Source organism: Priestia sp. MDV22-iso46 (genome assembly GCF_058629175.1).
Genome location: NZ_JBZVWT010000005.1, coordinates 171 through 528, shown reverse-complemented (window position 1 = coordinate 528; position 358 = coordinate 171).

Genomic DNA, 358 nt, shown 5'->3' with positions numbered 1-358 from the left:
TTGCCTATCGACACGTTCTTTATTACCCGGACATGATGCAGGGCGACATTAAGATTGAGGATTACTGAATCGTGTTGCCCATCGACACGCTCTTTATTACTTGGACATGATGCAGGGCGACATTAAGATTGAGGATTACCGAATCGTGTTGCCCATCGACACGTTCTTTATTACCCGGACATGATGCAGGGCGACATTAAGATTGAAGATTACCGAATCGTGTTGCCTATCGACACGTTCTTTATTACCCGGACATGATGCAGGGCGACATTAAGATTGAGGATTACCGAATCGTGTTGCCTATCGACACGTTCTTTATTACCCGGACATGATGCAGGGCGACATTAAGATTGAGGAT